The following is a 24,119-nucleotide window of genomic DNA, read 5'->3' as shown; positions in this document are numbered from 1 at the left end:
TCCTTAATCCCCCGTTTCAAACGGCTAGCTTTCCACTCGCTGCCAGCTAGACTCGAAATTATCATGATGAGACCCGACTATGGCGCTAAACCGCTTTGGCCTTTTATTTGCCATTTTACTGACGTGCCTTTCAGTAACGTCAGCCTACGCCGATTCGCTTGAAAACGCGCTGGTCAAAGCAGCACCCGGCGCCGACGCCAAAGTGATTGCCCTGGCCGTTCGTGCCACCCAATGCAGCCGCGCCCAAGGTGTCGCCCCCGCCCAAAGACTGGCGGTGATCGATTACTCCCTGCCCTCCACCGAACAACGCCTGTGGGTCTTTGATCTTAAGCGGCGCAAGTTGCTGTTTCACGAACTGGTCGCCCATGGCCGCAACAGCGGTGAAAACATGGCCACGCTGTTCTCCAACCGCAACGAAAGCCACGCCACCAGCCTCGGCCTGTTCCGCACCCAGCAAAGCTACCGCGGCCAGAACGGTTACTCGTTGCGCATGGAAGGCCTGGAGCCCGGCTTCAACGATAACGCCTTTGACCGGGCCATCGTCATTCACGGCGCGCCCTATGTCAGCCCGGTACTGGCCCGCGCCAATGGCCGCATCGGCCGCAGCCTCGGTTGCCCCGCCGTCAGGCCGGCGATTGCCCATCGCCTGATTGATTCGATGAAGGACGGGCAGTTGTTGTTTTCCTACTACCCGGACCAACGCTGGCTGAAGTCCTCTTCCTACATCAACTGCGGCGGCGACACCGTGGCCTCAAGGGAAAAGTCCACTTCAAGCCAGAAAACGACGCCCAACCTGTCAAAACTGTAATCTTCGCCTCAGTCTGCTGAAAGGCACCGCCTGCTAGCCTCATCGACAAGTTCAACAGGCTGACGGGCGGAACAGACGGCATGCACTCCCACACTTCAAGACGCACCTTCGTCAAAGGCCTGGCCATCGGCGGGCTCTTCGGCGGCCTCGGGTTATGGCGCACGCCGGCCTGGGCGATCAGCAGTCCCGGCGAACCCCAGGTGTTGGCCGGTAATGATTTCGATCTTTTCATCGGCGAATCCCCGGTCAACCTCAGCGGCAGCCCGCGCACCGCGATGACCATCAACGGCGGCATCCCCGGCCCGCTGCTGCGCTGGCGTGAAGGCGATACGGTGACGCTGCGGGTGCGCAACAGACTCAAGGACAGCACGTCCATTCACTGGCACGGCATCTTGCTGCCGGCCAACATGGATGGTGTACCGGGGCTGAGCTTCAAGGGTATCGAGCCCGGCGGCATGTACGTCTACCAGTTCACCGTGCGGCAGAACGGCACCTACTGGTATCACAGTCATTCGGGGTTTCAGGAACAATCCGGCGTCTATGGCCCGCTGGTGATCGACGCCAAGGACCCCGAGCCGTTCCAGTACGATCGCGACTACGTGGTGATGCTCAGCGACTGGACCGACGAAGACCCGGTCGGCCTGATGAAGACGCTGAAAAAACAGTCCGATTACTACAACTTCAACAAACGCACCGTGGGCGACTTCATCCACGACGTCAGCGAAAAAGGCTGGGGTTCGACCGTCGCCGATCGCAAGATGTGGGCCGAGATGAAGATGAACCCCACCGACCTGGCGGACGTCGGCGGCGCCACTTACACCTACCTGTTGAACGGCCAGGCGCCGGACTCGAACTGGACCGGGGTGTTCCGCCCGGGGGAAAAACTGCGGCTGCGCTTCATCAACGGCTCGGCCATGACCTACTTCGACGTGCGCATCCCCGGCCTGAAAATGACCGTGGTCGCCGCCGATGGCCTGCACGTCAAACCGGTGAGCGTCGACGAGTTTCGCATCGCCGTGGCGGAAACCTTCGACGTTATCGTCGAGCCGACCGAAGCGGCCTACACCCTGTTCGCCCAGGCGATGGATCGCACCGGATACGCACGGGGCACCCTGGCGGTGAAAGCGGGACAGGTTGCGCCGCTGCCGCCACTGGACCCGCGCCCCCTGGTGACCATGGATGACATGGGCATGGGCGGCATGGACCACGGCAGCATGGCGGGCATGGATCACAGCAACATGGCCATGGGCGACATGCCCGGCATGCAGTCCCACCCGGCCTCGGAAACCGACAACCCGCTGGTAGACATGCAAGCCATGTCCACCTCACCGAAACTCGACGATCCCGGCATGGGCCTGCGCAACAACGGTCGCCGCGTACTCACCTATTCCGACCTGCGCAGCACCTTCGAAGACCCGGACGGCCGCGAACCTGGCCGCACCATTGAGCTGCACCTGACCGGCCACATGGAAAAATTCGCCTGGTCGTTCAACGGCGTGAAGTTCTCCGATGCAGAGCCCCTGCGCCTCAAGTACGGCGAGCGGCTGCGGATCGTGCTGGTCAACGACACGATGATGATGCACCCCATCCACCTGCATGGAATGTGGAGCGACCTTGAAGACGAGAACGGCCAGTTCATGGTGCGCAAACACACCATCGACATGCCACCCGGCTCCCGGCGCAGCTATAGGGTCACTGCCGATGCGCTCGGCCGCTGGGCCTATCACTGCCATCTCCTGTACCACATGGAAATGGGCATGTTCCGTGAAGTTCGCGTGGAAGAATGAGGCGCACCCCATGATTCGATTCACCCCGTTTTTTTTGGCCCTCGCGACCTCGACGGCGATGGCCGCCAGCGATGACATGCAAGGCATGGATCACAGTCAGATGGACCACGGCCAGATGCAAGGCATGGACGACGGCCAGATGCAGCCCGCCGCCCCCAGCGAAAGCCGTACGCCGATCCCGGTGCTGACCGATGCCGATCGCGCTGCGGTGTATGCCGATCCCGCCGGCCACCACGTACATGACAGCACGCTCAATTCATTCTTCCTCGCCGACAAACTCGAGTGGCAGAACGCCGATGACGGCAGCACCCTGGCCTGGGATTTGTCCGGTTGGGTTGGCGGTGACATCGATCGCCTGTGGCTGCGCTCCGAAGGCGAGCGCACCAACGGCGTGACCGAGGATGCGGAAATCCAGGCCCTGTGGGGCCACGCCATTTCCCCGTGGTGGGACGTCGTCAGCGGCGTGCGCCAGGACTTCAAACCCGGCGCTCCGCAAACCTGGGCCGCGTTCGGCGTGCAGGGCATGGCGCTGTACAACTTCGAAGCCGAAGCCACGGCCTTCATTGGCGAAGGCGGCCAGAGCGCCGTGCGGCTGGAGGGCAACTACGACATCCTGCTGACCAATCGGCTGATCCTGCAGCCGACCGTCGAACTCAACGCCTACGGCAAAAACGATCCGCAACGGGGCATCGGCGCGGGGCTGTCCAACACCGAGGCAGGTTTGCGCCTGCGCTACGAAATCCGCCGGGAATTCGCGCCCTACCTCGGCGTGACCTGGAACCGCACCTACGGCAACACTGCCGACTACGCCAACGACGAAAGCGAGGACCGCAGCGAAACCCGCCTCGTGCTCGGTGTTCGGATGTGGTTCTGAACAGATTCACCCAAAACCAACAACAACCGCTTCGAGCGGTAAAGGACCTTGCATGCGCATCATCAAACCCACCGCTGTTGTTATCGCGTTGCTCAGCGGCCTGCTCATGAGCACCCTCGCTCAAGCACACCCCAAACTGCTCACCTCCACCCCAGCGGAAGGCACAGAAGGTGCGCCACCCGACAAGATCGAACTGCACTTTTCCGAAAACCTCGTCACCCAGTTTTCCGGCGCAAAACTGCTGATGACCGAAATGTCCGGCATGGCCCACGCCCCGATGCCGGTCAAGGCCAAAGTCAGCGGCGGCAGCGATCCGAAGACCATGTTCATCACCCCGACAACACCCCTGGCTGCCGGCACCTACAAGGTCGAATGGCGCGCGGTGTCGTCGGACACCCACCCGATCACCGGCAACGTCACCTTCAAAGTGAAATGATCGATGAGCGACTCGGCCAACGTCGTGCTGCGGTTTGTGTTGTATGTGGATTTGATGCTGTTGTATGGCGTGGCGCTGTTCGGGCTGTATAGCCTCAAAGAAAGGGACCGACGTTCGGGGACCGTGCTGCCCTTTCGCGGATTGTTGGCGGGTTTTGCCGGACTCGGGGCATTGTTGTCGAGCGCCGGCATGGTGCTGATGGCCAGCACCATGAGCGGCGAATCAGACGTTGCCGAGTTGCGTCCTCACATCGAGATGATGCTGTTCGAGACAGACGTCGGGGTGGCCTGGGCCGTGCGGATGATTGCGTTGGGGGTCGTAGGTTTGGCGTTGATGCTCAACCCACGCGCCCCCGGGATCAGCCTGGTGATCGCCGCCACGGCCGGCGGTATCGCCCTCGCCAGCCTGGCCTGGAGCGGGCATGGCGCCATGGACGAAGGCAGTCGCCGCTACTGGCACTTTACGGCAGACATCCTGCACCTGCTGGTGGCGGGCGTCTGGCTCGGCGCTTTGCTCGCGTTTGCCCTGATGGCTCAACCCCGGGCCCTGCAAACCGAAGCACACATACGGTTGCTGGCCGACGCGGTCAAGCGATTTGAGCTTGTCGGTGCGCTGGTCGTTGTGATCATCACCGTGACGGGCTTAGTGAACTACCTGTACATCGTCGGGCCGAAACTCGATGAGGTTTTACTCAGCCATTACGGAATTCTGCTGGCGATCAAAGTGCTGCTGTTTGCCGGGATGCTGGTGTTGGCGGCGTTGAACCGCTTTCATCTTGGCCCCTTGCTGGAACGGTCGTTGCGAGCGGGCCAATATCGCGTGGCAGCCCATGCACTTCGGCGCAGTGTGGTGGTGGAAATGGCCGCGGCGGTTTTGATTGTGGGCTTGGTGGCGTGGTTGGGGACGTTGAGTCCGGAAGTGGAATGAGCCATCTTCAGGGGGAAATCTCTGACACTTACGTACTGATTTAAACTTGGGCCAGCCAGGCCAGGGCAATGGCCAAGGCGGTGGGATCTTTGCTGGTTAGCATTTTCACCCTCCCGAGTACGAATTTTCTCTAAATCAGCCGTACGTCTCGGCGGACTTGCCAATGAGGAACTCTTGATTCAATGTAATGACAAATGTCATTACATGAGAATCTACCCCATGGCATCTATCAACATCCGTATCGATGACGACCTCAAAGCTCGCGCCTATCTCGAACTGGAAAAACTCGGCGTCACGCCCTCTGAACTGATGCGCCAGACGCTGCAATATGTGGCGGAGCGTGGTCAGTTGCCTTTCAAGCCTGTCTTGATGACTGAAGACGATGAAGCTCTATTGGCGACCGTGCGGGAACGGCTTGCATCTCCTCAACGAGTAAAAGTTTCCATAGATGACCTATAGCCTTGAGTTTGATGCCCGTGCATTGAAGGAATGGCAAAAACTTGGCGACACAGTCCGACAGCAGCTCAAAAAGAAGCTGGTGGAGATCCTGAACAATCCACGCATTGAAGCTAACCGCCTGCATGGTTTTCCCGACTGCTACAAAGTCAAACTACGTAGCAGCGGTTACCGCTTGGTCTATCAAGTGATTGACCAGGAAATTACTGTGTTTGTGGTAGCCGTGGATAAACGGGAACGTGAGCAGGTTTATCGCAAAGCGGCTGAACGTTTGAAGTAATGACGCAAGGTGGTAGCCATCTATAGGGGCGCTGATTTTTCACAGCGGTGAAAGTTTCACTACACTCTCCCCTTCAAAACCACTCCAGCACAAAAGCCCGATAACAATGACGAAAATCAAAAGAGCAATGATGCTCGGCGGCTTGCTCGCACTCTCCCTTGGCGCCCACGCAGAACCTTCGCACCTGGACAGCGTCATGCAACAGGGACAACTGCGCGTCTGCACCACCGGCGACTACAAGCCCTACACCCTCAAAGCCGAGGACGGCGAATATTCCGGCATCGACATCGCCATGGCCCGCGCCCTGGCCGACAGCCTTGGCGTCAAGGTCGAGTGGGTGCCAACCACCTGGAAAACCCTGATGCCCGACATGCTCGCCGGCAAGTGCGACATCGCCATGGGCGGCATCTCGGTCACCCTGGAACGGCAGAAAAAAGCCTTCTTCAGCAGCATCCTCGACGTCGACGGCAAAATCCCGCTGGTGCGCTGCGAAGACCAGGCGCTGTACCAAACCGTCGAACAGATCAACCAGCCAACGGTTCGCCTGGTCGAACCCGCCGGCGGCACCAACGAAGCCTTCGTCCACGCCTACCTGCCCAAGGCGCAATTGCAACTGCGCGACAACGTGAGCATCTTTCAGGAACTGCTGGATAAAAAAGCCGACGTGATGATCACCGACGCATCGGAGGCGCTGTACCAGCAGAAGCTCAAACCGGGCCTGTGCGCGGTCAACCCCACGCACTACATGCAATACGGCGAAAAAGCCTACCTGCTGCCCCGCGACGACATCACCTGGAAATTGTACGTCGATCAGTGGCTGCACCTGGCCAAGGCGTCAGGCAACTACCAGAAGATTCTGCGCCAGTGGCTGGCGGTGCCTGACGCCAAGTAACGGATCGTTTTTTCGCACAAAAAAGGGCGCTCCCATAAAGAGCGCCCTTCTTCATTGCAGGCCGCGTATCAGTCGTCGTGCAGCAAACCTGAACCGTATTCGCCGAAGCTATTGCCGAGTGCGCTGCCGTGGAAATTCATCTTGTCGGGGTTGCTGCTGGTCGGCCCCGGGCCGAAGCCGGCAGGCTGCACCGAGTCGGTCGAATAATCGCTATGGGCACTCACACCCGAACAGGCACTCAACAACAAAGCACCGGCAATCAGCGAGACTTTGACGAGGTTTGCGATCATTTTTGATTCCTGTGGGTTGAGGCGCGGGGGACATGACCTTTGGTGGTCATCCTATGCCTCACCTCAACGAAACATCATGAAACTTTTCGGCAAGTCAGCGTTGGTTCAGGAACCGTGCGCACCTGGAGATCTATCATCCCAACTGCCTTGGGGATCGACATTGTCCAAAGCTCGATTCACCAACAACTCCCCCACCACCGCCAGTTGCTGAATCGACAGCGCCAAACTGCGTGTTGAACCTTCTAGCTTGCAAGCCAGATCAGTGGTCAAGACGTTCAACGATGCAAGGGTCTCGCAGGCGTGACACAGGAGTGTTTCAGTGCCGACGTTGGGCAGAATGGTGAACACATGGCAGACGGGGTCAGCGTGATTCGGGTTTCGTAGACGCTTGCTGACAACCCGCTGAGAGTCAGCGGAGAGTTGACCAAGGTCGAGAGAATCGGAAGCTGTTGCGATTTCCGGAGGATCAGGCGTGATCTTTTTCATCGTGTGAGTTCCTAGAATTAACCAAAGGAACTGCCAGCATCACTTCCACATGATGGGGTGGCAGCTGTGCGCAGGTGTGGAAGACCGGGGATCTAGGAACCCGGCGCACCCGAAAGTGCCCCGCGCACAGCCGCCATAATTTAACAGCAGACATGAAAAAAGCGCCTGCTTAAATTCAGGTGGCGCACTGTGCGCCTAGATCTTGTGAAGGGCTTCCACACCCTTGTCGCTGAATTTGCAGCGACGCAAAAAGGCTATCCGTGTAGTTGAGGGAGTGCAATGTGGGCGATGGGGACGCGCGTTGCGGGAAATCTCTGACATTTTCGTGCTGATTTAAACAGACTTGATTACTCGTATTCGGACTCCCAAGCCCCACAATCCCAATCCTGATAAACTCCCCACCTCCCAGCCTCACCGATTCCAGATCCCCCATGTCCGTAACCACCGCCACACCCGCCCCGCTCTCCCGCCGTTTCTCCGTCGCCCCCATGATGGATTGGACCGACCGCCACTGCCGCTTCTTCCTGCGCCTATTGTCGAAAAACGCCCTGCTCTACACCGAAATGGTCACCACCGGTGCCCTGCTCAACGGCGATCACGAGCGTTTCCTGCGGCATAACGAAGCCGAGCATCCGCTCGCCCTGCAACTCGGCGGCAGTGTGCCGCTGGACCTGGCCGCGTGTGCGCGCATGGCGCAGGAGCATGGTTACGACGAGGTGAACCTGAATGTCGGCTGCCCGAGTGATCGGGTGCAGAACAATATGATCGGCGCGTGCCTGATGGGGCATCCGCAGTTGGTGGCCGATTGTGTGAAGGCGATGCGGGATGCGGTGTCGATTCCGGTGACGGTCAAGCACCGTATCGGGATCAACGGGCGGGACAGTTACGAGCAGCTGTGTGATTTCGTCGGCACGGTGCGGGATGCCGGGTGTACCAGTTTTACCGTGCATGCGCGGATTGCGATTCTGGAGGGGTTGTCGCCGAAGGAGAACCGTGACATCCCGCCCCTGCGTTATGACGTGGCGGCGCGGTTGAAGGCGGACTTTCCCGAGCTGGAGATTATCCTCAACGGCGGGATCAAGACGCTGGAGGCCTGCCACGAGCATTTGCAGACGTTCGACGGCGTGATGCTGGGCCGCGAGGCGTATCACAACCCTTATGTGATGGCAGAGGTAGACCAGCAGCTGTTCGGCAGCACGGCGCCGGTGATCACGCGTGCCGAAGCACTGGCGCAGCTGCGGCCGTATATCGCTGCACACATAGATGCGGGCGGTTCGATGCACCACATCACTCGCCATGTGCTGGGGCTGGGCACCGGGTTCCCGGGGGCGCGCAAGTTTCGGCAGTTGTTGTCGGTGGATATCCACAAGGCCAAGGACCCCCTGGCCTTGCTGGATCAAGCTGCGGAGTTGCTTGAAGGGCGTTAATGCCCGGTCGTTCTCGCCTTTTCAGCCAGGCGGTTTGACCCGCCTGGCTCGCCTGTCAGCTGGTGGCCGCCGCCGTCCAGTTCACCCAACCGAATGCCCAGGTTGCCAGGATCAACAATCCAAAGAGGATCCGGTACCACGCGAAGGCGGCGTAACTGTGGTTCGCAATGAACTTGAGCAAGCCGCGTACGGCGATCATGGCGAAAAAGAACGCTGTGACGAAGCCCAGGGCGAAAACCGGCAGGTCGCCGGTCTGGAACAGCTCCCGGTACTTGTAGCCTGAATACACCGCGGCACCGACCATGGTGGGCATCGCCAGGAAGAACGAGTACTCAGTGGCGGCCTTGCGCGACAGGCCAAACAGCAAGCCGCCGATAATGGTCGATCCGGAGCGGGAAGTGCCCGGTATCATCGCCAGGCATTGCGCGAAGCCTACCTTCAGCGCATCCGGCCAGCGCATGTCGTCGACATGGTCGACGTGCACCACGTGGTCCCTCTGCTCCGCCCACAACATGACAATGCCGCCCACGACCAATGCGACTGCCACGGTGATCGGGTTGAACAGGTAGTGATGAATCTGGTCGGCGAACAAGACACCCAGAACCACGGCCGGAAGAAAACCGATCAGCAAGTTCAGGGTGAATCGTTGTGCATTGCGTTGGGTCGGCAGTCCTTTGACGATCTCTGAAATCTTGCGGCGAAACTCCCAGACAACGGCAAGAATTGCGCCCAGCTGAATAATGATATTGAACGCCATGGCGCGTTCACCGCCAAATTCCAGCAAGTCCGCAACAATAATCTGGTGGCCCGTACTGGAGATCGGCAAAAACTCAGTCAGGCCCTCTACCGCGCCCAAGATCAACACTTTGAAAAGGGTCCAGAAATCCATCAATCCTCCGTCAGACCGTTCTTTGGGAACGATCCGTCAACTGCACTCAGATATTGAGTAGCTCAAGCAAAACAATCGAGACATCCACACCCATTACCTGATGTAGCGAGGGAGAATATGTCTTATCAAAAGACACACTCAAGCCATGTTAATAATCGTCCGAGTACGAACACCTCGAAAATATATTTAGGTATTTAGTGGAAAAAAGTCTCGCCACTCAATAAAGTGTGATCGCTCTCACACTATTTGTGTTTCTTACTGGATTCAGTACCTTGGCATGAATGGTGGCACGTAGTGGGCCAAACAGTGGCAAAAGGACATAAAAAAATAATCGCCATCGTTTCAAAATAGTGGCACAATTCCATATTGCCACCATCTAACGACGCTATTTCACTAGTTCAGTTCGCCGAGAAAATCAACTAAAAGCTTGAAAAGCTTAAGTATTGTTATAAAACTCGGGAGCCACGTCTAAAATTCGCGTAAATGTTACCAATTGTCAGTCACAGATGAGAACCGGTGCTTTAACATCCCGATGTCAGCACCTATTCGAGTCAATGCATGATGCTTACAGGGAACTTAGCGACTAGAAGCCAGCGCCAGACAAACGATGAACCCGGAGTTCTCACTCTGGGTCGTACCCGTGGCGTGGCTGAACATTTTAGAGCGCTAGTCGCAAGGCATGTGCGGACCGATATGGCACTAGAGGCCAATTCCTACACTAGTTCATTCAAGAAGAATGAACGCTCTGGTTCGTATCGCGCCATCTTCATCATCATCGACAGCCCCCAGGCCCTCGAGGAAAGCCTAGCGCTAGTGGAAAACCTGCGCACCGACAACTTGAAACCCATCATCTGCGCGGTCATCACGGGCCGAGGCACCTACAACAAGATCAAGTACTATCTTGCCGGGGCCGACTACTGTATCAAGTTCAATACCCTTTCCGATGAAAGCTCTGAGTTGCTCGCCGAGTTCTTCAGCAGTGAAGAATGGCAAAGAGATATCAATTTGATATTGGACCCTACCCGTATTTGTCTACTGGGCACCAGCAAGAAGCTGGACATCTCCTTTGCAGAAATGAAGATCCTGGAAGCCTTTGCGCAAACCAGTAACCACATACTAAGTCACGATGAAATCGCCAACATCATGGGGCTCAACACCAACTTTTATGACCCCAGGGCGTTGGAAAAATCGATCAGCCGCCTTCGTGGAAAAATCAAGGACATGTATGGCACAAACGCCATCCAGAGCATCCGGGGGCATGGTTACCGGTTGATGAGAGGTCTGATTTCAACCCCCTGACATACAGAGATGATGGCGCTTTAGCAGCAACTAAAGAGGCGATTTTCTCGACGACACAAAGATCTCGACCTCATCGGTTTTTTTGTATTTCATACCAAAGGCACTTATCGATTCCATGACCGTGGCAACATCGAACCATAACAATAAAAGTTTATTCTATAGCAGCAGATCGAGTGGAACCCATCGAGGGCCAAATTTGGGCCCAGACCCTGCCTTTCGACTACTTCCCAGGGAGTCATTGCTCCCCTGCCGATCATCTTTTAGCCAAATTTGGTGTGTACTTCAGGAGAGAGACATGGAAACTAGTACAACCCTCCCAAGGAAATACTTTGTCGTCGTGACCCACAGCACTACGTCGCAGCGTGAACTTGAGACCATCCTGTCCAGTGAGCGCTTCAACTCGTTTGGCACCTCCCAGGCACAAATGTTTATTGAAGGTGTTGCTTCGCCCTCTTCCGCTCCTGTGCTGATGGAGTTCAGCTACCCAAGCGTTTCAAGGAAAAACGTCGCGCGCAGTATCGAACATGATACACAGCGACTATTGGCCACCCTGGAATCCGAATGGCTGGCAGCACAATCGACGAATCCATTCCACAGCATGCCGGCAACAGCCGGGGCAGCCAACGACATTGCGCGAACCATCGAGGGCGACACTCCTTACAGCGAAGCCTGGCAACTCGACAAGGATCAAAGCGCATTGGTAAAAGAGGGCGTCGAGATCAGCCTGACCGGATTGGAAGCCGCGCTGGTAAAGAAAATGCTGCACCATGAAGAGCGCGTCGTCAGTCGGGACGAACTGATCCTCAGCATCGGCAGGGAACCGGAACAATATCGCGGCCTGGAAATGTGTCTGAGTCGGCTGCAAGACAAATTCAAAATGGCCAGTAACGGTGAGCGACTGTTTCGTGCAGTAAGAAATCGTGGCTATTGCCTGATCCAGGAAGTCGTGGCGTAAACACCTCCACCTTTAGCGAATAAAACAAACAGAAACAGTGCGATTACAACAATAAAAAGAGCACTCTGTTTGGTTTCAACCCCCGCGCTAGTCAGACCGCCCTCATCCCCACCCCTCCTACAATACCAAACACCACTCTAATTATTCACCTCCTTCCATTCGACCTTTTCTAACGCTCGACCTTTTCTAAAATCCTGATAGTTGGCACTTTGCCATCTTGTTAGAACTCGTCAGACAGCATCTCCGCCAATAACTTAGTCTATTGACTGACGACAGTTCGGCATATCGACGTTGTTACCTCAGGACACTCGCTACAACAACAATAACAAGTCTACTTAACAACTCGGATTTCAACTGTCGAAACCTGAATGGACGTCTTTTGGGGATATTGTATGGATCTTACTCTTAGTATCAATCGAAACACCGGCCTCAAGGGACTTACCTTTTGGGGGCAATGGGCGCTGGCACAGGGCTTTGTAGTTTCTCTGTTGTTCATACTTGCCGAGCGGCACACTGGAACGGTCGAGTTCTATTACCGAATGTGCGCAACGCTCGCCGTACTGGCCTCGGTTCCGGCTTATACGTTCAGCGGTGTGTACCGCAAAAGAGACAATTATCTGTCAGGGCTGGGACGCCTGTTCATGGGCTGGTCGATGACGATGGCGGCGCTGGCCTGCATCGCGTTTATCTGCAAGGCCGATGAACTGTTTTCCCGGCAAGTCATCCTGGGTTGGGCGGTGTACGGTTTCCTCGGCCAGGCGTTGCTGTATGCGCCGCTGCATGCGTTCTCGAAGTTCTACCAGCGGTCACGTAAAAGCGAGCATAAAACCCTGATCGTCGGCACCGGTGAACTGGCGCTGGGATTGGCGAACAAGCTGAGCGACCTCGAAAACCTGCCATTGGTGGGCCTGGTCAGCAACGGTGCCCTTCCCTCCCTGGAGCCGGGCGCACCGCGCATCGTCGGCGCCCAGGAGGACCTGCTGGAACTGATCAAGACCCATGACATCCGTCGCTTGTACATCACGCTACCCCTGTCGGAAGCGGCAAAAATCGAAGCCATGTACGTCGATTTGCTGGATGCCAACGTTGACGTGGTCTGGGTGCCGGACTTGAACAGCCTGACGCTGCTCAATCACTCGGTGAAAGTCGTGGACGGCCTGCCGGCGATCTACCTGAACGAAAGCCCGCTGACCAGCCGGCCCACTGCCGCGCTGAGTAAAAGCCTGGTGGAAAAAAGCGTGGCCCTGCTGGCCATTATCCTGCTGAGCCCGGTGTTGCTGGTCATTGCCCTGGCGGTGAAGCTCAACTCCCCTGGCCCGGTATTCTTCAAGCAGGACCGCCATGGCTGGAACGGCAAGGTGATTCAGGTCTGGAAGTTCCGTTCCATGCGTGTGCACGATGACCATGAGGTCAAGCAGGCCAGCCGTAACGACTCGCGTATCACTGCCGTCGGACGCTTCATCCGTCGCACTTCGCTGGACGAGTTGCCGCAACTGTTCAACGTGCTGCAAGGACAGATGGCACTGGTCGGCCCGCGCCCTCATGCCATTGCGCACAACAACTACTACTCCGGGAAGATTCTCGCCTACATGGCGCGCCATCGAATCAAACCGGGCATCACTGGCCTTGCGCAAATCAACGGTTGCCGTGGCGAGACAGACACCATCGACAAGATGCAGAAGCGTGTCGAGATCGACCTCAAGTACATCAACAACTGGTCGTTGTGGCTGGACCTGAAGATTCTGGTGAAGACGCCGTTCACCTTGTTGTCGAAAGACATCTACTGATGGTTTAGGGCTGCACAAGGCAACACCGCAAGGGGACGCAAGTCCCCTTTTTTGTGGCTGTGATTTGGGAGTTGGGTGTCTGCCCGGATTTCTGGATCACCAAAAGACCAGTGTGGGAGCGTGGCTTGCCCGCGAAAGCGTCGGGTCAGTCACATCAATGCTGGATGCGCTGACGCCTTCGCGAGCAAGCCCGCTCCCACAGGGGATTGGGTGCTGCCTGGATCTCCGGGTCGCCAAATGACCACTGTGGGAGCGTGGCTTGCCCGCGATGGCGTCGGGTCAGTCAACATCAATGCTGAATGTACCGACGCCATCGCTAGCAATCTCGCTCCCACAGGTTATTCGGTGATCTTCTCGAAGTTGCGATAGAACATGTCGTCGTCGCGGCTGTCGGTCATGGAGTGCAACTGGTAGCTGCGATTGAGCCGTGCACCGCCGTCCCGGGTCAGCGGCGACCAGACGAGGTTGGCGCGGCGCATGGTCGACATGCTCATCAGTTCGTCGAACGGAATGGACAGGTAAATGCCTTTGTCGAAACTACCTTCGCCGTATTGAGGGCCGGTTGCGGTGGTGATCGTTGCCCAAGCACCAAACCGAACGCCGTTGGAAAACTCCCGCGAGATATCCAGCGTGCCGCCCCAGTCGCCTGCCAGGTAACGCCCGACGCTGACGGCTGCAAGCGTATCGTAGGGCAAGTCGGTGTAGCCGGTGATGTGGCCGGTCAGCACCGAATAATCACGCAAACCAAACCCCTGGTCGAACTCCCGCTGGCGCACGTAGTTCAGGTCCGCGCCCACCGACCAGCGCTCGCCGGTCGGACGGAACAACACCTCGCCCCCGACGCCGGCAAACATCGACTCCAGGTAGCCTCCGTACACCATGCCATACAGGTCCTTGTCCAACTGCTCGGCATGACTGAACTGGAACAACGGCATGGTGACATCGGACGTGGTCATGTACTGGCGCAAGTCCGTACGCACGCGGGGCAAGCCGCTGGGTGCGTCATAGGTGAACTTGTCGAAGTTGTTGATCAGGTTGGCACTGAGCAAGCCGCTCCACCAGGTGTTGCGGTTGAAGCGGTACTCGGCGTCCGCGTCGGCGCTGAACTGATAGAGCAAGCCATCGGGGCCACCGACGTTCTGCTTGAAGCCCAAACCGACGCCATAAGCGAATGGCTGCATCGCTTCGGTGTAGAGGGTTTTCTCGTTGTGCGGCATCGCCGGATTGATTTCGGTGGTGCGGTGCAGCGTTTGCAGCGGCTCCTCGTTGTTGATCACTTCGCGGAAGGTTTGCCGAGGCACGCTGGTTTCTTCAAGCGGCAGGTCGTAGCGCTTGTTCACCACGGTGAACCAGTCGATATCTTCGTTGACGCTGTTGTCCAGAATCCGGCTCGCCCGGCCTACGGCCTTGGCCGAATGGAAGTAACGCTGCTGCTCGCCATACACGATCAACTCGGAATCGCGCTGGCTGATGCGCTCGACCTTGTACCCGGCATTTTGCTGCAGGCGCCGGGACACATCGGCCCAGTTGACCTGATCCACCCCGGGGCTTGGCGCCTTCGCTGGCAAGGGTTCAGCCGGCGGGTCGAACGTCTTCGCCGGTGCCTTGCGGCTGACGAAGTTGGTGTGGAAGGTGACGCCGAACATCGCCGTATTACCGCGTTCCCACGCTGCGCTGACGTCGATCGAGTCAGTCAGCTTGAACACCGCGCCGAGGTTGATCGGCGAGTCCTGCTTGATCTCGTTGTCCTTCGGCTCGTGCTTGTAATCGTTGCCTTCGTATTCGAGTTTCAGGCTGAGCCGGTCCCAGGGTGTCTGGTAGCTCACGCCGCCGAAAAAGGAAGGGCTGCCGCGAAAATAGGCCCCGGCGTTGACATCACCGGTACCTTCGCTGTCGGGCCGGGTCTTGAAGCGATCACTGATGTAGCCCAGCGGGTTTTCGAAGTCGCCGCGATTGCCCAGGTAACCCCAGGCAATCCCGGCGCTGAAATCAAAATTGTCGTAGCGCTTGTTGGCCACCACGAATTCACTGGAGAACAGGCCTGTACCACCGATGTCCCGGAAGCCCAAGGCCACCTCGGGCGCCCAATGGGTTTCTTCCCACAGGCGGGCCTTGAGGTCGACCGCCTTGTCCTTGTAGCTCTGGTTGCCGCTCAACGATTCGGGGCCATAGGGGCGGTTGGTGATCGCGGTGTAGCGAAACGAGCCTTCCAGCCATTCAAGTGGCTGAAGTGAAACGCTGTAGCGACTGTAGGGGTCGGTGCGGTTGGCATTCAGGCTCAACTCACCGGCCGGCGCCATGCGCGCCGTCGGCGTTTGCAACAAGCCCGCGCCACCGAAATCATTCTGGGTAATGCGTGGTTCTGCATGAGCCAGACCACACGGCAATAACAATACGGCTGCAAAACGTAAATTCAACGAACCACCTCAGCCAGCTGCGTGGCAATAAATTCGGCCAACTGCTGATTCAGTTCAGGGATAGGCGGATCAAGGTCATCATTTTTGACCGGGACCAGAATCTTGCTGCCGGCGGCAGGTATCTGCCCGCTCTCGCGATTCCAGTGGGCAATGCCGACGCGCCGGGTGACGCCGTTGGGCTGGATCAACCACAGGTAATCGGCGTCCGCATCGACCAGCGGCGTGCAGCCCTGCAGGTAATCGCGGACCTCTTGCAGCGCTTGATAGGGCAACCGACACGACTCGGCGACAGCGCCGAGCACCTCGACTTCGTTGACCCGCAACGGGTAGATGAGGCGGTCGCCGTCGTCCAGGCGAATGTTGCGGGCAAAACCGACTTCCACGGCGACCGGGTCCAGAACAGCCACCTGGCGCCCGGTGACCGGCATGCGCCTGACTTGCTCGGCCAGTCGCACCGCCAGGGCAGCGCGGCTCGGCCTGTCGAAAAGCACGGCCATGCGCTGCAGCACGTCCAGATCGAACAGCACCCCGGCCTTGAGCCGGGCCTGTTGCTCGACCAGGGACTGACGCAGCAATACGCCCGCCAACCAGTAACTCTCGGCATTGGGCTGCGCAACGCTGATCACGTCCAGCAATCGCCCGCCAGCCGGCAGCTCGACTGCCCCCGGGTTGGCAACGTCACCGGTGACGGTGACCGCTGCATGGCTGATGCCAGTGATCAGCAGCAGGCACGCCGATAGAGCCCTGACCCGCTTCACCGGGCATGCCTGCGATCAGGGGTCAGTTGCACGATCTTGACCCGCAACTGCGAGGTCAGTTGCTGCTCACTCTGCACAATGAAACCGTCAACGGGATCGACCCAGTAACGATTGGTCGCACGCAGGCCGATGGCCGGCGCGTCAATCTGCTCATCGACACGTAGCACGGCGTATTCCTTGTTGAGGATTTCCAGGGTTTCCATGGATTTGCGGGAGAAGCGACTGTTCAAGGTCACCCCGACTTCCTGGCCCTGGTAGAGATCGATCCAGCGTTGGCTGGTGTAGCCATCGGGCACTTGATGGAGGCCTTGCTTGAAGGGCGAGACGTCAGCGAGGCGCGTGCCGTCCAGATCGCCGCCCAGGCCCAGGCCGATGCTGCGCACCGCCAGACCGTCGCGCATAAGCAGAACCTGTTTGCCACCCGCGACCCAGAACTGCAGGTCGCCGCGCTCACGCACCAGCGCCAGCACGCCGGAACCGGACGGCGTGGTCAGCTTGAGCTGGGGATAACGCACATCCGCCACCTGGGCCGCCGTCACGTCCAGCTCATCCGGCCCCGACACCGCTGATTTGAGGTTGGTCATCGAAGCGACCATCAGCGGGTTACAGCCACACAACATCAAGGCCGCTATCAAGCAGACGCCAACATTCAACGTTCTCACGATCGGACCCGGCCTTAATTGCTGTTGCTGCTGACTTCACTCATGTTCTTCGCCGCGGAAGCGCCCGTACCGACAATCGCTGCCGACGGCACCAATTGGCTGACGAAGCGATTCCAGCGAGTCACGTTGGCAGGACCGACGTAGACAACGTCCTGGGGACGTACTTCAAAGTGCGTGGCCAGCGCCATGGCGGTCGGTGATTGGGCTTGCAACTGGTAGACCTTCGCCGGCTCCACATCGAGGTTTTCAACACCCCTGATCACGTACACGGCGTTACCGTTGGAGGTGGTCTGACTCAATCCACCGACCGAGCCCAGCACATCGGACAGGTTCATGGTGGCGGTCTTGAAGCTCAGTGCGCGGGGCTGGTTGACCTCACCCATGACGTAGATGCGCTTTTTGTCGTTGTACGGCAGATACAACTGATCGCCACCCTTGAGGTAGACGTTCTGCAACTCGGAATCCGGCTGGTTGAGCGTGTCGAGATTGAGCGTGTAGACCCGCCCGTTTCGCGTCAGCAACAGACCGGACAAGTCGGCACTCGCCGTATCGATGCCGGCAGAACCGAGGGCCTCGACCACACTGAGCGGGTTGGTGGAAATCGGTTGCGGACCGGCCTTCGAAACGGCGCCCGTCACCACGACTTTCTGACTGGAAAAGCGCAACACGGCGACATCCACCTGCGGTTCGGCGATGAAGGCCGACAGCCTTTCTTCGATGTCCGATCGCAGTTGCTGGACGGTTTTACCGGCCGCCTGGACCTCTTTGATAAACGGGTAGTAGAGCGTGCCATCGGCACGGACCAGGCGACCGTTGGCATCAATCTGCTGTTGCGCGCCGGAGGGTGCGGTCAGCTCCGGGTGGTCCCAGACCGTGATGTACAGGACATCGTTACTGCCGATGCGGTACTCGGCCGGGGCCGACAGCAATTCTGCCGGCACGGACTCACGCTTTTGCGTGGCCCTGTTCATGGAGATGAGCTTGGGCGTGATCGGAATGAGCTCGACCCGGCTGCTCTCACTGGCGCCCTGGCGTGTGATATCACTGGTGCTCAGGTATTGGCCGGGGGAAAACATGCAACCTTGTAAAGCGATGCTTGCCAACATTAAAAGAGAAAAACTACGAGTCATAATGGCACTACGCTATTCAAGGGCGAATCTAAAAACAAAGTCACCCGATTTGCATCGGGCGACCTTGTACTGCACCAACAGGTGTTTCAGTTAGTTGTGCGTACCGGTTGTACCCGTGGTACCTGTCGTACCCGTCGTACCGCCGTTTGCACTTCCACCACTGTTGGACGCCGCTACAGCACTGGCGACCATTGCAGTACTGGCTGCAGTGGCTTGAGTCGCCGCCACGTTACCCAATACATTGGTCGCAGTTGTAAGCGGCGCTTCTACCGCGGACGCCCAGTTGCTCAACATCGTCAACAGGGCAATTGCCATCACTTTCTTCATATCAACTCCTTTCTAACATTCAACCTGATCGAAATCGGGCATTACGTTAGAGGTGGTAGAGTTCAAGTCCGCGAAAAGTGCGAACAAGATCCGTCGTTCTTTCACAGCCTTACCCAACTGATAAAAGTCGAACGGCAGGTTTATATCTACGGGCTTGCAAAAGGCATGGCCAGTGTATTTTCCCGACGATATCTAACAACCTGACCGGAAATAACATTAGGCTAAAACGCCATCATCCCAGGTAGCCTTTGGGGTGATTCGATTGCCAGCGCCAGGTATCCGTGACCATGTCCTGCAAGTTGCGCGTGGCCTTCCAGCCCAACTCGTTCTGCGCCTTGGAAGGGTCGGCCCAGCTCTCGGCGATATCACCCGAGCGACGCGGCATCATTCGATAGGGCACCGGCTGACCGCACGCCTGCTCGAACGCCCGCAGCACTTGCAACACGCTGTAGCCATCGCCCGTGCCCAGGTTCCAGGTATGAATGCCGGTGCGCCCGGCGATGGACTGCAAGGCCTTGAGATGGCCGTCTGCCAGGTCCACGACGTGGATGTAGTCGCGTACCCCGGTTCCGTCGACCGTGGGGTAATCGTTGCCGAAGATCGACAACTCTTGCAGGCTGCCAACCGCCACCTGGCTGATGTAGGGCACCAGGTTATTCGGAATGCCACTCGGGTCTTCGCCCAGATGACCGCTGTCATGCGCGCCGATCGGGTTGAAGTAACGCAACAGCGCGATGCTCCAGCGCGGCTCGGCCAGGCTCAGGTCACGCAGCACATTTTCGACGATCAACTTGGATTGACCGTAGGGATTGGTCGGGTTGCCCGTGGGGAAGTCCTCGCGGATCGGCATCTGCTCCGGCTCGCCGTATACCGTGGCCGACGAACTGAACACCAGGCGAAACACCCCGGCAGCGGCCATCGCCTGACACAGCGTGATGCTGCCGCTGACATTAGTCTCGTAATACTCAAGCGGCTTGCGCACGCTCTCGCCCACGGCCTTGAGACCGGCAAAGTGCAGGACGGCATCGATGGCATGCTGCTGGAAAATCCGGTCCAGCAAGGCCCGATCGCACACATCACCGCGAATCATCAGCGCACTCTTGCCGCAAATGGCTTCCACCGCGTGCAATGCCGCATCGCTGCTGTTGCAAAGATTATCCAGCACAACAACTTCATAGCCCGCCTCAAGCAGTGCGAGCGTGGTGTGCGAACCGATATATCCAGCTCCACCCGTTACCAGAATTTTCATAGCGCGGTCCATAGTGGGAAAAGTGCGAAGTTGCGTGTCAAGCGCCTCTTGTTAAAGGTGTGTGCTGAACCACACAAATAAGAGCGACAACAACCCAAAACAAAATTAGTTCAACGACTGGCAATAAATATTTTTTCAGGCCAAACTGTATTGCGGGATACTTATTAGCATTCCGACGCACGCACCACTATCAACAGATACCGACTAAAAATAACCAACAACTATCAACCCGACATCTCATAACATTGTCGTGTTATCCGCACATTGCTATTTGCCACTAGTGGCCATACTCAGGTATTAAAGTAAGCCTTCAATAAACATTGAAACTTGCAATCACTCGTTATTGCGCGCACCCGTTGGCTGTGTTCCATGACTGTCCAGGATACTTTTATGATTCGTAAATGTTTGTTCCCCGCTGCCGGCTATGGCACTCGTTTCTTGCCGGCGACCAAAGCCATGCCCAAGGAAATGCTGCCGATCGTCAACAAGCCATTGATCGAGTACGCCGTCGAAGAAGCACGGGACGCCGGCCTGCAACACATGGCGATCGTCACCGGGCGGGGCAAGCGCGCGCTGGAAGACCACTTCGACATCAGCTACGAGCTGGAGCACCAGATTCGCGGCACCGAGAAAGAGAAGTTCCTGGCCGGAACCCGCGAGCTCATCGACACCTGCACCTTCTCCTACACCCGCCAGGTGGAAATGAAGGGCCTGGGCCACGCCATTCTCAGTGGCCGCCCGTTGATCGGCGACGAACCCTTCGCCGTGGTACTGGCCGATGACCTGTGCCTGAACCTGGAAGGTGATGGCGTCCTCACGCAAATGATCGAGCTCTACAAGAAATTCCGTTGCTCGATCGTGGCCATCCAGGAAGTCCCCCGCGACCAGACCCACAAGTACGGCGTGATTGCCGGCGAGCCGATCTCCGACGGGATCTACCGGGTCAACAACATGGTGGAAAAACCGGCCCCGCAGGACGCCCCGTCGAACCTGGCGATCATCGGCCGCTACATTCTGACGCCGGACATCTTTGACCTGATCGCCGACACCGAACCGGGGAAAGGCGGGGAAATCCAGATCACCGACGCGCTGATGAAACAGGCGCAGAACGGCTGTGTGCTGGCCTACAAGTTCAAGGGTTTGCGCTTCGACTGCGGCGACGCCGAGGGTTATTTGCAGGCGACCAACTTCTGCTACGAAAACGTGTACCTCAAGGGCCGCTAAGACGGCTCCAGCACCCGACGCCCACTCTTCATTCAGGCAGGCCAACCATGAACATTAAAAAGCTCTCGGCATACATTGAAATGGAGGTGGGCAACCTCGGGGTGATGTCCTCGATATCGCGACATCAGCGGTTGCCGAGCGCCAACGAGTCCTGGCTCGGCCCCACTCTGCTGGTGGAACGAATCGGTATGTTTCCGTCTTCCGGAGACATCCGCCGGCCGATGCTCGACCCCTATCCCCTCCTCGCTCACCTGAAAAGGCTTTACCGCGGGCAGGCGCTGGAAATCGATGACCGCGATGGACTGAAAGTGATTTTCAGCGACTGGCGATTCCGGGTGCGCATTTGCTGCAACGACCCGGCCATCGTCATCAACGTGGAGACCCGTTGCGCTACGCAACTGATGCCGCTTAAAACCGCAGAGTTGCTCGCTCATCTGGAGACATTCGAAAATTGCCGCAGCTCTCTGTAGGAGCTGCCGCAGGCTGCGATCTTTTGACTTGATCTGGAACTTGATCTGGAAAAACAAAATCAAAAGATCGCAGCCTGCGGCAGCTCCTACATCAAGCCCGCATCGCAGCGGTCCTGCCCGCCAACAATCCAGCGATAGAAATAATCAGCGATCACTTGCCCACCCGTGGCCGGAACCGGATGAATCTTGTCCGGGCCGATCATGGTGGCGGCATAGCGCTTGAAGTCGGCGCCGAACGCGCACTGCAGATTGGCGTAACCGAGGTGTTCCTTGCGTGCCCAGGGTTCCAGGACTTGCGCATAAGCCGACATCGGGTAAGCGCTGGAACGCGTCGTGTCCTGACGCAGGATCAGGTTGATGCTCGCCGCCGGTTGAATCTCGCGGACCATCCCCACCAATCCCTGAATGTTCTTCAGGTACTGCTCGGGCTTCACGCCAAAACCCTGGTCGTTACCGCCCAGCATGATCAGGTAGATGTCGGCGGGAATCTTCGACACCACCGTCTTCCACTGCGCCTGCCAACGGCTATCGCTGTGATAGAAGTCAGCAGACGCCGCGCCGGACGCCGCCAGCTTGGACACCCGCACGCCGCCCCGGTCGTTGCTCATCCACAGGCCGAAGAGCGTTGGCGCGCCTTTCACCACTTCCAGCCGAAACGACCAGTCTTTCGCTGCCGATTTGCCTGGCAGTGGCAGCTCCTGAACTCCTGAGCCTGCGAGCGTCAATGGCTGCCAGGATTGCGACGGTGCCCAGCGGTAGCGCACCTCATTGGATTCGCCATTGCCGAGGTAGAGCAGTTTCGCTTGGGTGACAGCCGTGTTGATGGCCGGTGTCGGGCTGGCATCGATCTGCAGCCAGGCGCCGGGCCCTCCGGTAAGGGTGCGACTGTCGGGGCTGGCCTGGCCGAGGGCGGACACTTGCCAGTCGCCGCCGAAGTACTTTTCACTGCTGCGGGTGTATTTGAAGTGCGTGCCGCCAAGCGCCGCGCCATGGTTGAAGCCGACATAGCCGGGACCGGCGAAACCCGTCTCCCCGGCCAGCCGCTGCACCAGCTTGTTCAGATAGAAATCCTGCCCGGCGCTGTAGCTGTCGCCGATCACCGAGATGGCCAGAACCTTCCCGCCCTTCCCTTCGCGCCACAGGCCAAACCGTTCGCGAGCGTCACCGACTTCGACCACTGACGCCGCAACAGGCTGGACGTCATCAATTGCCAACATGCATCGCTTCCTTCACTCGGACAAACCTCAAGTCTGGGGCACCGGGGCGACGTTTTCCGGCGGTTTTTTAGCCGCCGCACGCTCACCCAGGAACAGCACGGAGGTGAAGTTGAATCGACTGAAAACCATCGATAGAACCACCGGCCCCAGCAAGCCACACGCCAAGCCACCGAGCACCAGAAGGCTTTCGTCCTTCACGCCCAAACGCCCCAGGACAAACCGCGAAGTGGCGGCAAACAACACATGGAACAGGAAAATCCCATAGGAATACCCGCCGAGCCAGGTCAGCCACTTCGAGCGCATGTCACTGGACAGCAACGCAATGCAGGACACGCAACCCACGGTCAAACCGATCAGGCTGCGGCGATCGACGATCAACTCGCGATCCACCGCCGCCACGTACAACAGCGTCAGCGAGATCAACACAAACACCAACGGCCCGATCACCTTGAACCGTTGCTTCACCGCATCGACATTTTCCTGGCCAATCATCCCCGCCACAAAAAACGGTAGCAGGTAGATCGCGCCATTAATGCCGAACGCATCGAGCTTGAACGGAGGTAACAAAAACAGCACCGCCGCAAAGGCAAACAGCAGATACAAGCGCGTCGCCGAACGCAACAAACCACGCCACTCCAGCAGGCCGACGAAGATGAAAATGATGAACACCGCCTGCAAGAACCAGAAGTGGTTGATCGGCACCCAGAACGACAACAACGCGTCGATCACACCGACGTCCTTGTTCACACCCGGCCCCACCGCCTGCAACACGGAGAACGGAACACCGACGCAGAACAACGGCACGATCAGCCGTCGCACCTTGCCGCTGAAGAACGCGGAAAAGTCATTGCCACGGATTTTGTAGATGGAGTAGATGTAGCCGGAAATGAAGGTGAACAGCGGCATGCGCACATACACCATCGAGTCGGCGATCACCCGGAACGGCGACCCCAGGTCTATTTTCAAGCCGCCGCCCAACGGGCCGATGACGTGGTAGAGCACCAGCAGCAGGCACGCCAGGCCACGCAGGGTTTCGATCTCCAGGGACTTTTTCTTGCTCGACATAAAGCAC

The 24,119-nt window shown here is 58.0% G+C and carries 25 protein-coding genes; 14 read left to right on the top strand and 11 right to left on the bottom strand.

What is annotated here, in order from left to right:
* The first annotated feature begins 79 nt into the window (after positions 1 to 79).
* The 8 genes from AC3IP0_RS10020 to AC3IP0_RS09985 all read left to right on the top strand — a co-directional run bounded on the left by AC3IP0_RS10020 (position 80) and on the right by AC3IP0_RS09985 (position 6,460).
* The gene (locus AC3IP0_RS10020; protein WP_489319099.1) at positions 80 to 808 is read left to right on the top strand and encodes a murein L,D-transpeptidase catalytic domain family protein; all 729 of its coding nucleotides are present in this window, start codon (positions 80 to 82) and stop codon (positions 806 to 808) included.
* An 80-nt stretch (positions 809 to 888) separates the two neighbouring features.
* Positions 889 to 2,595 (top strand): copper resistance system multicopper oxidase, encoded by a 1,707-nt coding sequence (locus AC3IP0_RS10015; RefSeq protein ID WP_489319098.1) that lies wholly within the window; start codon positions 889 to 891, stop codon positions 2,593 to 2,595.
* A 10-nt stretch (positions 2,596 to 2,605) separates the two neighbouring features.
* On the top strand, positions 2,606 to 3,469 hold the full coding sequence (locus tag AC3IP0_RS10010; RefSeq protein WP_489327281.1) for a copper resistance protein B: 864 nt from the start codon (positions 2,606 to 2,608) through the stop codon (positions 3,467 to 3,469).
* 52 nt (positions 3,470 to 3,521) lie between these two features.
* On the top strand, positions 3,522 to 3,905 hold the full coding sequence (copC, locus tag AC3IP0_RS10005; protein WP_489327279.1) for a copper homeostasis periplasmic binding protein CopC: 384 nt from the start codon (positions 3,522 to 3,524) through the stop codon (positions 3,903 to 3,905).
* Positions 3,906 to 3,908: 3 nt separating this feature from the next.
* Positions 3,909 to 4,832, top strand: coding sequence for a copper homeostasis membrane protein CopD (gene copD, locus AC3IP0_RS10000; protein ID WP_489319095.1), 924 nt, complete (start codon positions 3,909 to 3,911; stop codon positions 4,830 to 4,832).
* A gap of 219 nt (positions 4,833 to 5,051) precedes the next feature.
* The gene (locus AC3IP0_RS09995) at positions 5,052 to 5,291 is read left to right on the top strand and encodes a type II toxin-antitoxin system RelB/DinJ family antitoxin (protein ID WP_223457013.1); all 240 of its coding nucleotides are present in this window, start codon (positions 5,052 to 5,054) and stop codon (positions 5,289 to 5,291) included.
* The gene (locus AC3IP0_RS09990) at positions 5,281 to 5,568 is read left to right on the top strand and encodes a type II toxin-antitoxin system RelE family toxin (protein WP_150672807.1); all 288 of its coding nucleotides are present in this window, start codon (positions 5,281 to 5,283) and stop codon (positions 5,566 to 5,568) included. The genes AC3IP0_RS09995 and AC3IP0_RS09990 overlap by 11 nt, the downstream gene beginning before the upstream one ends.
* Before the next feature lie 130 nt (positions 5,569 to 5,698).
* Positions 5,699 to 6,460 (top strand): transporter substrate-binding domain-containing protein, encoded by a 762-nt coding sequence (locus AC3IP0_RS09985; protein ID WP_489319742.1) that lies wholly within the window; start codon positions 5,699 to 5,701, stop codon positions 6,458 to 6,460.
* Positions 6,461 to 6,528: 68 nt separating this feature from the next.
* Here the strand turns inward: AC3IP0_RS09985 and AC3IP0_RS09980 are convergent, their stop codons facing one another.
* Both AC3IP0_RS09980 and AC3IP0_RS09975 read right to left on the bottom strand, forming a co-directional pair.
* Complete coding sequence (locus AC3IP0_RS09980; RefSeq protein ID WP_489319094.1) at positions 6,529 to 6,750, bottom strand: hypothetical protein; 222 nt, start codon at positions 6,748 to 6,750, stop codon at positions 6,529 to 6,531.
* 105 nt (positions 6,751 to 6,855) lie between these two features.
* A complete protein-coding gene (locus tag AC3IP0_RS09975) occupies positions 6,856 to 7,236 on the bottom strand; it encodes a DUF6124 family protein (RefSeq protein ID WP_489319093.1) in 381 nt (126 codons plus the stop codon).
* A 431-nt stretch (positions 7,237 to 7,667) separates the two neighbouring features.
* On the opposite strand from AC3IP0_RS09975, the gene dusA reads away from it, so the two are divergent.
* The gene (dusA, locus tag AC3IP0_RS09970) at positions 7,668 to 8,663 is read left to right on the top strand and encodes a tRNA dihydrouridine(20/20a) synthase DusA (RefSeq protein ID WP_489319092.1); all 996 of its coding nucleotides are present in this window, start codon (positions 7,668 to 7,670) and stop codon (positions 8,661 to 8,663) included.
* 55 nt (positions 8,664 to 8,718) lie between these two features.
* On the opposite strand, the gene AC3IP0_RS09965 is transcribed toward dusA, so the two are convergent.
* Positions 8,719 to 9,552 (bottom strand): undecaprenyl-diphosphate phosphatase, encoded by an 834-nt coding sequence (locus AC3IP0_RS09965; RefSeq protein ID WP_489319091.1) that lies wholly within the window; start codon positions 9,550 to 9,552, stop codon positions 8,719 to 8,721.
* A 558-nt stretch (positions 9,553 to 10,110) separates the two neighbouring features.
* Here AC3IP0_RS09965 and AC3IP0_RS09960 point away from each other — a divergent pair.
* The 3 genes from AC3IP0_RS09960 to AC3IP0_RS09950 all read left to right on the top strand — a co-directional run bounded on the left by AC3IP0_RS09960 (position 10,111) and on the right by AC3IP0_RS09950 (position 13,593).
* Positions 10,111 to 10,851 carry a winged helix-turn-helix domain-containing protein gene (locus tag AC3IP0_RS09960; protein WP_489319090.1) on the top strand — a complete coding sequence of 247 codons (741 nt, stop codon included), beginning with the start codon at positions 10,111 to 10,113 and terminating at the stop codon, positions 10,849 to 10,851.
* A gap of 295 nt (positions 10,852 to 11,146) precedes the next feature.
* Positions 11,147 to 11,806, top strand: coding sequence for a winged helix-turn-helix domain-containing protein (locus AC3IP0_RS09955; RefSeq protein ID WP_489319089.1), 660 nt, complete (start codon positions 11,147 to 11,149; stop codon positions 11,804 to 11,806).
* 392 nt (positions 11,807 to 12,198) lie between these two features.
* A complete protein-coding gene (locus tag AC3IP0_RS09950) occupies positions 12,199 to 13,593 on the top strand; it encodes an undecaprenyl-phosphate glucose phosphotransferase (RefSeq protein WP_489319088.1) in 1,395 nt (464 codons plus the stop codon).
* Positions 13,594 to 13,931: 338 nt separating this feature from the next.
* Here the strand turns inward: AC3IP0_RS09950 and AC3IP0_RS09945 are convergent, their stop codons facing one another.
* The 6 genes from AC3IP0_RS09945 to galE all read right to left on the bottom strand — a co-directional run bounded on the left by AC3IP0_RS09945 (position 13,932) and on the right by galE (position 20,136).
* The gene (locus AC3IP0_RS09945) at positions 13,932 to 16,010 is read right to left on the bottom strand and encodes a YjbH domain-containing protein (RefSeq protein WP_489327276.1); all 2,079 of its coding nucleotides are present in this window, start codon (positions 16,008 to 16,010) and stop codon (positions 13,932 to 13,934) included.
* The gene (locus tag AC3IP0_RS09940; RefSeq protein WP_489327274.1) at positions 16,007 to 16,768 is read right to left on the bottom strand and encodes a capsule biosynthesis GfcC family protein; all 762 of its coding nucleotides are present in this window, start codon (positions 16,766 to 16,768) and stop codon (positions 16,007 to 16,009) included. The genes AC3IP0_RS09945 and AC3IP0_RS09940 overlap by 4 nt, the downstream gene beginning before the upstream one ends.
* Positions 16,765 to 17,430, bottom strand: a complete 666-nt coding sequence (locus AC3IP0_RS09935) for a YjbF family lipoprotein (protein ID WP_489327273.1) — start codon at positions 17,428 to 17,430, stop codon at positions 16,765 to 16,767. The genes AC3IP0_RS09940 and AC3IP0_RS09935 overlap by 4 nt, the downstream gene beginning before the upstream one ends.
* A 14-nt stretch (positions 17,431 to 17,444) precedes the next feature.
* Positions 17,445 to 18,560, bottom strand: a complete 1,116-nt coding sequence (locus AC3IP0_RS09930) for a polysaccharide biosynthesis/export family protein (protein WP_489327271.1) — start codon at positions 18,558 to 18,560, stop codon at positions 17,445 to 17,447.
* A 90-nt stretch (positions 18,561 to 18,650) separates the two neighbouring features.
* A complete protein-coding gene (locus AC3IP0_RS09925) occupies positions 18,651 to 18,887 on the bottom strand; it encodes a hypothetical protein (protein WP_046038091.1) in 237 nt (78 codons plus the stop codon).
* Between the two features lie 232 nt (positions 18,888 to 19,119).
* Complete coding sequence (gene galE, locus AC3IP0_RS09920; RefSeq protein WP_489327270.1) at positions 19,120 to 20,136, bottom strand: UDP-glucose 4-epimerase GalE; 1,017 nt, start codon at positions 20,134 to 20,136, stop codon at positions 19,120 to 19,122.
* A 390-nt stretch (positions 20,137 to 20,526) separates the two neighbouring features.
* On the opposite strand from galE, the gene galU reads away from it, so the two are divergent.
* Both galU and AC3IP0_RS09910 read left to right on the top strand, forming a co-directional pair.
* Positions 20,527 to 21,360, top strand: coding sequence for a UTP--glucose-1-phosphate uridylyltransferase GalU (galU, locus tag AC3IP0_RS09915; RefSeq protein ID WP_102698711.1), 834 nt, complete (start codon positions 20,527 to 20,529; stop codon positions 21,358 to 21,360).
* A gap of 47 nt (positions 21,361 to 21,407) precedes the next feature.
* Positions 21,408 to 21,830 (top strand): mannose-1-phosphate guanylyltransferase, encoded by a 423-nt coding sequence (locus AC3IP0_RS09910; protein WP_489319082.1) that lies wholly within the window; start codon positions 21,408 to 21,410, stop codon positions 21,828 to 21,830.
* A gap of 86 nt (positions 21,831 to 21,916) precedes the next feature.
* Here AC3IP0_RS09910 and AC3IP0_RS09905 read toward each other — a convergent pair whose 3' ends face one another.
* Together AC3IP0_RS09905 and AC3IP0_RS09900 are read right to left on the bottom strand one after the other, a co-directional pair.
* The gene (locus AC3IP0_RS09905) at positions 21,917 to 23,047 is read right to left on the bottom strand and encodes an SGNH/GDSL hydrolase family protein (protein WP_489319081.1); all 1,131 of its coding nucleotides are present in this window, start codon (positions 23,045 to 23,047) and stop codon (positions 21,917 to 21,919) included.
* A gap of 27 nt (positions 23,048 to 23,074) precedes the next feature.
* A complete protein-coding gene (locus tag AC3IP0_RS09900; RefSeq protein ID WP_489319080.1) occupies positions 23,075 to 24,112 on the bottom strand; it encodes an acyltransferase family protein in 1,038 nt (345 codons plus the stop codon).
* Between the last annotated feature and the right edge of the window lie 7 nt (positions 24,113 to 24,119).

This window comes from Pseudomonas sp. GL_103 (genome assembly GCF_057835175.1).
Note: the sequence above shows the minus strand (reverse complement) of the source record. Positions and strands in the feature narration are given on the sequence as shown.

What these genes read in the sequence shown, in the direction of transcription:
- AC3IP0_RS10020 (WP_489319099.1), top strand. Translation starts at nt 80, where the DNA reads ATGGCGCTAAACCGCTTTGGCCTTTTATTTGCCATTTTACTGACGTGC.
- AC3IP0_RS10015 (WP_489319098.1), top strand. Translation starts at nt 889, where the DNA reads ATGCACTCCCACACTTCAAGACGCACCTTCGTCAAAGGCCTGGCCATC.
- AC3IP0_RS10010 (WP_489327281.1), top strand. Translation starts at nt 2,606, where the DNA reads ATGATTCGATTCACCCCGTTTTTTTTGGCCCTCGCGACCTCGACGGCG.
- copC (WP_489327279.1), top strand. Translation starts at nt 3,522, where the DNA reads ATGCGCATCATCAAACCCACCGCTGTTGTTATCGCGTTGCTCAGCGGC.
- copD (WP_489319095.1), top strand. Translation starts at nt 3,909, where the DNA reads ATGAGCGACTCGGCCAACGTCGTGCTGCGGTTTGTGTTGTATGTGGAT.
- AC3IP0_RS09995 (WP_223457013.1), top strand. Translation starts at nt 5,052, where the DNA reads ATGGCATCTATCAACATCCGTATCGATGACGACCTCAAAGCTCGCGCC.
- AC3IP0_RS09990 (WP_150672807.1), top strand. Translation starts at nt 5,281, where the DNA reads ATGACCTATAGCCTTGAGTTTGATGCCCGTGCATTGAAGGAATGGCAA.
- AC3IP0_RS09985 (WP_489319742.1), top strand. Translation starts at nt 5,699, where the DNA reads ATGCTCGGCGGCTTGCTCGCACTCTCCCTTGGCGCCCACGCAGAACCT.
- AC3IP0_RS09980 (WP_489319094.1), bottom strand. Translation starts at nt 6,750, where the DNA reads ATGATCGCAAACCTCGTCAAAGTCTCGCTGATTGCCGGTGCTTTGTTG.
- AC3IP0_RS09975 (WP_489319093.1), bottom strand. Translation starts at nt 7,236, where the DNA reads ATGAAAAAGATCACGCCTGATCCTCCGGAAATCGCAACAGCTTCCGAT.
- dusA (WP_489319092.1), top strand. Translation starts at nt 7,668, where the DNA reads ATGTCCGTAACCACCGCCACACCCGCCCCGCTCTCCCGCCGTTTCTCC.
- AC3IP0_RS09965 (WP_489319091.1), bottom strand. Translation starts at nt 9,552, where the DNA reads ATGGATTTCTGGACCCTTTTCAAAGTGTTGATCTTGGGCGCGGTAGAG.
- AC3IP0_RS09960 (WP_489319090.1), top strand. Translation starts at nt 10,111, where the DNA reads ATGATGCTTACAGGGAACTTAGCGACTAGAAGCCAGCGCCAGACAAAC.
- AC3IP0_RS09955 (WP_489319089.1), top strand. Translation starts at nt 11,147, where the DNA reads ATGGAAACTAGTACAACCCTCCCAAGGAAATACTTTGTCGTCGTGACC.
- AC3IP0_RS09950 (WP_489319088.1), top strand. Translation starts at nt 12,199, where the DNA reads ATGGATCTTACTCTTAGTATCAATCGAAACACCGGCCTCAAGGGACTT.
- AC3IP0_RS09930 (WP_489327271.1), bottom strand. Translation starts at nt 18,560, where the DNA reads ATGACTCGTAGTTTTTCTCTTTTAATGTTGGCAAGCATCGCTTTACAA.
- AC3IP0_RS09925 (WP_046038091.1), bottom strand. Translation starts at nt 18,887, where the DNA reads ATGAAGAAAGTGATGGCAATTGCCCTGTTGACGATGTTGAGCAACTGG.
- galE (WP_489327270.1), bottom strand. Translation starts at nt 20,136, where the DNA reads ATGAAAATTCTGGTAACGGGTGGAGCTGGATATATCGGTTCGCACACC.
- galU (WP_102698711.1), top strand. Translation starts at nt 20,527, where the DNA reads ATGATTCGTAAATGTTTGTTCCCCGCTGCCGGCTATGGCACTCGTTTC.
- AC3IP0_RS09910 (WP_489319082.1), top strand. Translation starts at nt 21,408, where the DNA reads ATGAACATTAAAAAGCTCTCGGCATACATTGAAATGGAGGTGGGCAAC.
- AC3IP0_RS09905 (WP_489319081.1), bottom strand. Translation starts at nt 23,047, where the DNA reads ATGTTGGCAATTGATGACGTCCAGCCTGTTGCGGCGTCAGTGGTCGAA.
- AC3IP0_RS09900 (WP_489319080.1), bottom strand. Translation starts at nt 24,112, where the DNA reads ATGTCGAGCAAGAAAAAGTCCCTGGAGATCGAAACCCTGCGTGGCCTG.